General features: G+C 37.1%; 13 protein-coding genes. 11 read left to right on the top strand and 2 right to left on the bottom strand.

Annotated features, from left to right (window positions below; all coding sequences use genetic code 11):
* Positions 1–106 precede the first annotated feature (106 nt).
* The 9 genes from MKY20_RS23865 to MKY20_RS23825 all read left to right on the top strand — a co-directional run bounded on the left by MKY20_RS23865 (position 107) and on the right by MKY20_RS23825 (position 4,126).
* Entirely contained in the window at positions 107–232 is a 126-nt protein-coding gene (locus MKY20_RS23865; protein WP_341003267.1) for a hypothetical protein, read from the top strand.
* Positions 229–459 (top strand): ORF6C domain-containing protein, encoded by a 231-nt coding sequence (locus MKY20_RS23860; RefSeq protein WP_341003263.1) that lies wholly within the window; start codon positions 229–231, stop codon positions 457–459. The genes MKY20_RS23865 and MKY20_RS23860 overlap by 4 nt, the downstream gene beginning before the upstream one ends.
* A 69-nt stretch (positions 460–528) precedes the next feature.
* Positions 529–792, top strand: a complete 264-nt coding sequence (locus MKY20_RS23855) for a helix-turn-helix domain-containing protein (RefSeq protein WP_341003262.1) — start codon at positions 529–531, stop codon at positions 790–792.
* 183 nt (positions 793–975) lie between these two features.
* Complete coding sequence (locus MKY20_RS23850) at positions 976–1,191, top strand: hypothetical protein (protein WP_341003260.1); 216 nt, start codon at positions 976–978, stop codon at positions 1,189–1,191.
* Positions 1,192–1,300: 109 nt separating this feature from the next.
* Positions 1,301–1,471, top strand: coding sequence for a hypothetical protein (locus tag MKY20_RS23845; protein WP_341003258.1), 171 nt, complete (start codon positions 1,301–1,303; stop codon positions 1,469–1,471).
* A gap of 186 nt (positions 1,472–1,657) precedes the next feature.
* The gene (locus MKY20_RS23840) at positions 1,658–2,584 is read left to right on the top strand and encodes a hypothetical protein (RefSeq protein ID WP_341003256.1); all 927 of its coding nucleotides are present in this window, start codon (positions 1,658–1,660) and stop codon (positions 2,582–2,584) included.
* A complete protein-coding gene (locus MKY20_RS23835) occupies positions 2,469–3,383 on the top strand; it encodes an ATP-binding protein (protein ID WP_341003254.1) in 915 nt (304 codons plus the stop codon). The genes MKY20_RS23840 and MKY20_RS23835 overlap by 116 nt, the downstream gene beginning before the upstream one ends.
* 225 nt (positions 3,384–3,608) lie before the next feature.
* Complete coding sequence (locus tag MKY20_RS23830) at positions 3,609–3,809, top strand: hypothetical protein (protein WP_341003253.1); 201 nt, start codon at positions 3,609–3,611, stop codon at positions 3,807–3,809.
* A gap of 173 nt (positions 3,810–3,982) precedes the next feature.
* Positions 3,983–4,126: a hypothetical protein gene (locus MKY20_RS23825; protein ID WP_341003252.1), complete on the top strand. Its 144-nt coding sequence runs from the start codon at positions 3,983–3,985 to the stop codon at positions 4,124–4,126.
* A 194-nt stretch (positions 4,127–4,320) separates the two neighbouring features.
* Here the strand turns inward: MKY20_RS23825 and MKY20_RS23820 are convergent, their stop codons facing one another.
* Positions 4,321–5,013, bottom strand: a complete 693-nt coding sequence (locus MKY20_RS23820; RefSeq protein ID WP_341003251.1) for a hypothetical protein — start codon at positions 5,011–5,013, stop codon at positions 4,321–4,323.
* A 108-nt stretch (positions 5,014–5,121) separates the two neighbouring features.
* Here MKY20_RS23820 and MKY20_RS23815 point away from each other — a divergent pair, with 108 nt between their 5' ends.
* Positions 5,122–5,403, top strand: a complete 282-nt coding sequence (locus tag MKY20_RS23815; protein WP_341003249.1) for a hypothetical protein — start codon at positions 5,122–5,124, stop codon at positions 5,401–5,403.
* A 12-nt stretch (positions 5,404–5,415) separates the two neighbouring features.
* Positions 5,416–5,550: a hypothetical protein gene (locus MKY20_RS23810; RefSeq protein WP_341003247.1), complete on the top strand. Its 135-nt coding sequence runs from the start codon at positions 5,416–5,418 to the stop codon at positions 5,548–5,550.
* Between the two features lie 89 nt (positions 5,551–5,639).
* Here MKY20_RS23810 and MKY20_RS23805 read toward each other — a convergent pair whose 3' ends face one another.
* Positions 5,640–6,047, bottom strand: coding sequence for a hypothetical protein (locus MKY20_RS23805; RefSeq protein WP_341003244.1), 408 nt, complete (start codon positions 6,045–6,047; stop codon positions 5,640–5,642).
* Positions 6,048–6,117 lie beyond the last annotated feature (70 nt).

The following is a 6,117-nucleotide window of genomic DNA, read 5'->3' as shown; positions in this document are numbered from 1 at the left end:
ATCCTCGAATTTAACTACAGGTTAAATAAAGCGACGCAAATCCAATGTTTTTTAGCAATAACGGACAATCAAAACCGCATAAACATTATTAAGGAGGCGATTTTACATGATCAAAGTTCCTGCTGATAGGTTGGCCCAGGCAGTAAACAAATATTTATTGCCTGGACTTCTCAGAAGTCTTTCTGATCAGCAAAAGGATGCAAGAAGTGAAAAGGTGGCCAATTCGAAATGAGCATCCAAACACTTCTTCCTGGTGAACAGAAACGGCTGCGAATAGGTGTAACTCAAAGGGTTAATAAACTTGCAAGGAATAAACAGGAATCTTCAGAACTATTTTCAGCAATCTACCGGGATATAAAACTGAAATACAATGTCAGCAGCTACAAAGAGTTACACCCTAATGAGATGTTATCAGTAATTAACTTTATTGAAAACTGGAACCCAAGGAAGATTTCTTAATTAAATATTAGCAAGATTTTCCTTTAATAAGTATTCCATTTTGGAATATAAGGAGGTGATCAATTACATATGAAATTCGGCGCGATATTAAAGGCGTGTCGGACCCGGGCAGGATTTAGCCAGGAGGAGTTAGCAGAAAAATTATTTATCAATCAGTCTGACATATCAAAATACGAATCTGATAGAAAAGAACCAACAATGTCACTGTTCCAGGCATGGATGACAAACACTCAATCACCAGAAGTAGCTGTTGCATTTATGTATGGTCTTGATGGAATTAATTTAATTCAGCAACTAATGCCGATAATTGGAGGATGGATAGTATGGTTTTAACTAAAAAACAGAAATTAGATCAATTGATCAGCAAGCTAAAAAGCCATGGTGTAAAAATAGATTGGGCTGCTAAATTCAAAATCTCAAAGGAGGGATAAGCAGTGGATTTAGGTTATGTATTTGCAATGATACTCGGGACTCAATTTTTAGTAATAATGGGAATTTTGATTGGGGATTTCACGGATGCCGAAAGGAAAAAGGCCAGTGAGTAAGAGGGAAAAGTATATTGAAATGGGTTTGCAGGCAAAGTCATTAGCTGAGCTTCATTTGCAATATCCAAAGCAATTTAACGCAGATAATGTTCTAAGTAGTTTACTAGAAATGTATGAGCAGACAGGATTCAAACAATTAAACAAAAAGAAAAAAGCAGAAAGCTCACCACAGCTCACTGCCAAATAAGACACATAAATTAATGATTTGATTTCATATTAGCACATGCTAATTCACTCGGCAAGATTCAGGCTTGCCGAGAAAACTTATTTGAATCTATGCAAAGGATGGACAAGTTATGCTTTTTTCAGTTGATTTTTCTATCCAGGTAAATGAGAACTTTCACACAGTTCACTGGGCGTTTATTCCTGCTGACAGTGTATCTGAATGCCGGGAAGTAGCTCGTGAGATCAAAGAGAGTCTTCCAGAAAGTAAAAATCATGATGTTCACATTTTTATTGAACAATGATTGGTTCATTTAACAATCAGTCCAAAGTGCTGATTCCTAACTGGCTGTTAGAAAAAGAGCAAGTGCTCTCAGAGCATATTTTTTTAGCCCAGGTGCGGAAATATTTAACTCGCTATCCAGATTACAAATTATTAAAAGTTGAGGATGGATTGGCTGTTTGCGAAAGACTAAAAGGAGGATAAGGATATGGCTAAGTTCAGAATGATTCACACCGATTTTTGGGATGATCCTAAAGTGGTCGAGGAAATGACAGCAGAAGATAAATACTTTTTCCTTTACCTGCTGACTAACTCTAATACTACTCAAATTGGAATCTACCAAATTACAAAAAAACAAATGGCATTTGATATGGGGTATTCCCCAGAAAGCGTCAATGCCCTTCTAGATCGGTTTATTAATCACCATAAATTGGTCCTCTATAACGCTGAAACAAGGGAAATTGCTATCAAAAATTGGGGGCGCTACAACTTCAATCGAGGCGGAAAACCAGTACTCGATTGTGTGAGGGCTGAACTTAAAAATGTGAAGGATATTTCCCTTATCTCATTTGTAGGTGAACGAATCGAAAAGGAAGAAATCAAATTCATTTACGATTCGTTCACGATACGTACTGATAAAAATGGTAAAAAAAGTGAAACCTTATTAAATCAAGGTTTTGACGATACGTCCACGATAAGTGGACAAGAAAAAGAAGAAGAAGAAGAAAAAGAAGAAGAAAAAGAAAAAGAAGAAGAAATAGCTGCAGCTAATAGAGCCGAGCTCATTAATCAATTTATATCTCTAAGAGGTCATGGATTTGCTCACTCTCCAAAAGATGAGGATGCTGCTGCTGAAATTCTTTCGACCGTTCCTCTGGAGGAATCTCTTTCACTGCTTAAACAAAGGTTTGACACTTTTGAGCCTAAACATCATCGAGATCGTATTAACAGTCTCGGCTATTGTGTTGGGTATATACTCGATAATTTCATGAAAAATCAAGGTGAAGGGGATGCGAATAATGAGAGGCGATCAAAGGTTTACAAGCATGGATCAGGTTTTGGCAGACCTGCACCAAAAAATGCAGAACAGGCCATCAGAGAAGCAGAAGCAGCAAGGAGAGCATGGGGAGGATAATTATAATTGCTCAGCCTGTAATGACACGGAGTTTATTCTTTACAAGAATGAAGATGGCTATGACGTTGCTAGGCCATGTGATTGCCGAGAAAAAAACGCATGGAAAAGACGATTTAAAAACTCAATGATTCCTGATGAGTTTACAAATGCAAATTTCGAAAACTACCAGCGTTTATCTAAAGTTCAAGAATCTATGTATCAATCAACTTTTGATTATCTTAAGCTTTTTAAAATCGAAAAAGACAATGAAGGGCGCAAAAAGAAAATTATTCCCCCTTGGAATTTCGGGTTTGTTGCTGTTTTCGGCGAACAAAGGCTAAAGGAGCTACCATCTTCCGAAAGATCTGCGGTTAAACAAAAACACAATAACTTCGGGATAGGAAAAACGCATTTACAAGTTTCATTAGCTAAGAGGCTAATCAAAGATGGATTCAATGTTGTGATCGTATCTGATGTTATGTTCATGGAGCAATTAATGCAGGCAAAAATGATGAGTGATGAAGGTGAATCTTATAACCAACTGCTCAGAAACGTTCTAAATGCAGACGTCCTTATCTGGGATGATATCGGAAAAGTGAACTGGACTGAACCGCGAGAAAGAATGTATTACACCATCATCAATGAACGATACAGGTCTCAGAAACCAATTGTGTTTAATTCAAACGAAGATCGAGGAAGCCTTGCCGAAAAGATAGGCTATGCAGCTGCCAGCAGGCTTATAGGTCAGGCAGATGAATTTTTATTAGAAACTGAAGGCGCTGATTGGCGATTGAAGAAGGGAGCAAAAACACATGTGTAATTTATGCAATGGCACACAAGTTATTCATGAGGTTGGCAGTTTCTCAATTGTCTATCATAACTGCCCTAACTGTGGGCCAGCACCTGTACAGGATAAAAGTTTTGAGAAGTTTTGCCAAAGAATTTCCATGAGAAAAGCAGAACTTGAAAGTGCAAGACTCGTGAAAGAAGTGAGTTGATGGGTTTTCACAAGGAATCTCTTCTAAGGGAAGCCAGGAGGAAAACAGTGATTGTCCTTGAAGAGCTAGACTTTATTTGGGATGATGCTGAACTCACTGTTCTAAAGGATTTATGGGATAGAGAATTTAGCATTACTTGGATAGGTGAATATTTTGAAAGGGATCCCGATGAAGTCTTGCTTGCTCTCATCCATCTTGCCAGACAAAATCACATTGACAGACGGAAGACAGGCTTAAAAGGAGAGTAAACCATTAACAAATCTGTAGTGAGGTAACTCAATGGGGAAAAATAGCCAGTGTTCATGTTGTGGGAAATCGTTTCTCGTGACAACTGCTGAAGTTTTATATTGTTCGGTTGAATGCCAAGAAAATCACAGCATTTTTAAGATAAGTGAAAGGGATGTAAAGAGGGTGTGCTGACATGGATTTATCAAAGGCTACTAATCAGCAACTTTATGATATTGCAAAAGATGAATGTGCCAGAATGAAAGATCGTTATGCTGCAGCAAGGGAGCTTCAGTCAAGAAATGAGGAGGCAGGTGTATCAGATGGCAAACAAAATTAAACGGAAAAGACGGTTGGGAAGATCACTTGCCCGTCGTCGTAAGGAAAGATTAGCAAGGGCTTGGAGGTATTTATTTGTATCAGCTGGTGTGCTGAAAGGATAAACAAAATTAATAAAGTCGTTAAACAGGATAAACGAGTTATTAAAAGAGGCTAATTCATTTAAAGATGAATTAGCCAATACTAAAATATCTATTAATTTCTCTTCTCAAGCTGACGTGTGCGAACAGGAGGATTAAGAAAGAGAAGTTTTGACTCGATCTTTTTGATAAACATTTCTAAATACCATTTCAGATCAGGGAAACCAACTTCTTCATATTTTTGCTCGTAATGAACATAATCATTGCCCAGTATTCTAACAACATCAGCAGATGTTAGCGCTTCTTGGTCATCCAAATAATCTCTTATAGCATCTGCTAACTTTTTCTTTTTAACTTCTTCAGGATTTTTTTTAAGACTGTTAATTGCATAATCCTTTATTAAAATCTCTAAAGATAAGCGATAACCTGCACCAGCAACCTCAAAGTTATTTTGTTGTTCAGCTGTATAGGCCTGGTTGTAAACATCTACAAATCTTGGAGAAATCTCTTCAATTAGTTGATGGAAATTTGCCTTTCTAAGATTAGGATATACAGATACAAATTCTAGTGTTTTATCAGAGTCAGAATTTCTTAGGTGAAGAGTCATAAAGAACCTAGAACAATCAGGGCATAAATGCAGGAATAAATTTAAATCCTTTTTAGATGTGTACCTTAATTTATAAAATTCAATAGTTTGTGCAGAAATTGCCTGAGAACAATGAGGACAAAATCTGGGTAGCTTAACATTTAGATCTGTGAAATAGGGGGTATTATGTTTAGTTAATTTTATATCTTTCAGGTTTTCCATAAAATTCTCCTTTTAGTAAAAAGTATAGATCTATAAGAGATACGTTACAATCAAATTTTGGTAGATTCTTGGAAAAGAAAATTTTTAAGTCCCCCAGGCGGTGAGGGAATGAAGCAATTAGATATATTCTCCTTCGCCCTGGAAGATCAAATAATTGATCTAAGACAGGGCGAGAAGATGGAGTTCTTCAGAGGGAAGGAACGACTACTGATCAGGAAGCATGAGAAATATAAGGGCGTTTGTTTTTATCAGGGGCCAGGCTTCTCTGGGTACGCCCTACACATTGACATAAAAGGTATGTGCGGTGGATTAGATATCTTTGTAGCCAGTATTGAACGGTGGCTGGATGGCCGGGGGTGGAATGAAACAAAAGAGAAAAAAGCGAATTAAGGAGGAATGAAAATGAAATACGATAAACAGGAATGTCCTCAATGCAAAAAACAAGTAGTTACTCTTTACAAAAAGAACAGAGAAGATACTGCATTATGTTATTGGTGCAATAAAAAATGTGAGAAAGCATTAAAGGTTAATGTATAGTTCGATCATTTAGCGAAACAAAATGATAGTTCTGTATACTTCTTAGAAAAGCAAAAGAGACAACCCATGAGTGAGTGTCTCTTCCGAAATTACTTATATTGTGAGCTTAATATGCCAGTTGCACTGCAGCCGTAGCTGCGGGTAAGAAGATCGCCATTTTTGTACCAGCAACTGAGTTTTAAAATATATCTACCAGCTGGTACACCAATAACATTGTTGTAGTCACCTGAATCTGGCAAGTTAATTACTTGTTTCGTATCAGGGGAATAAACTTCCCAAGTCAACCACTCATGTTGCCAATCGCTGACCCCTTTATCATCAACGTATACACCTAACCAAGCACCATCAGGGACAGTGATTGCTCTTGTTGTCATGACTGAATATGTATTAGGCTTCATATTGATTTCGGACTTGTCAATAATCGTGTTTGCACTAGCTGCAGTGTTGAAGCTTAATAATACCACCAGTGCCGAAAATACAATTAGTAGTTTTTTCATAATCTCAACCTCCTATTATTTTTCCAACAGTTAGATAGTATACCTGTATTTTCATGTTAGTTAAATAGAT

This window comes from Cytobacillus sp. FSL W8-0315, assembly GCF_038002905.1.
GTDB lineage: Bacteria > Bacillota > Bacilli > Bacillales > Cytobacillaceae > Cytobacillus > Cytobacillus pseudoceanisediminis.
Note: the sequence above shows the minus strand (reverse complement) of the source record. Positions and strands in the feature narration are given on the sequence as shown.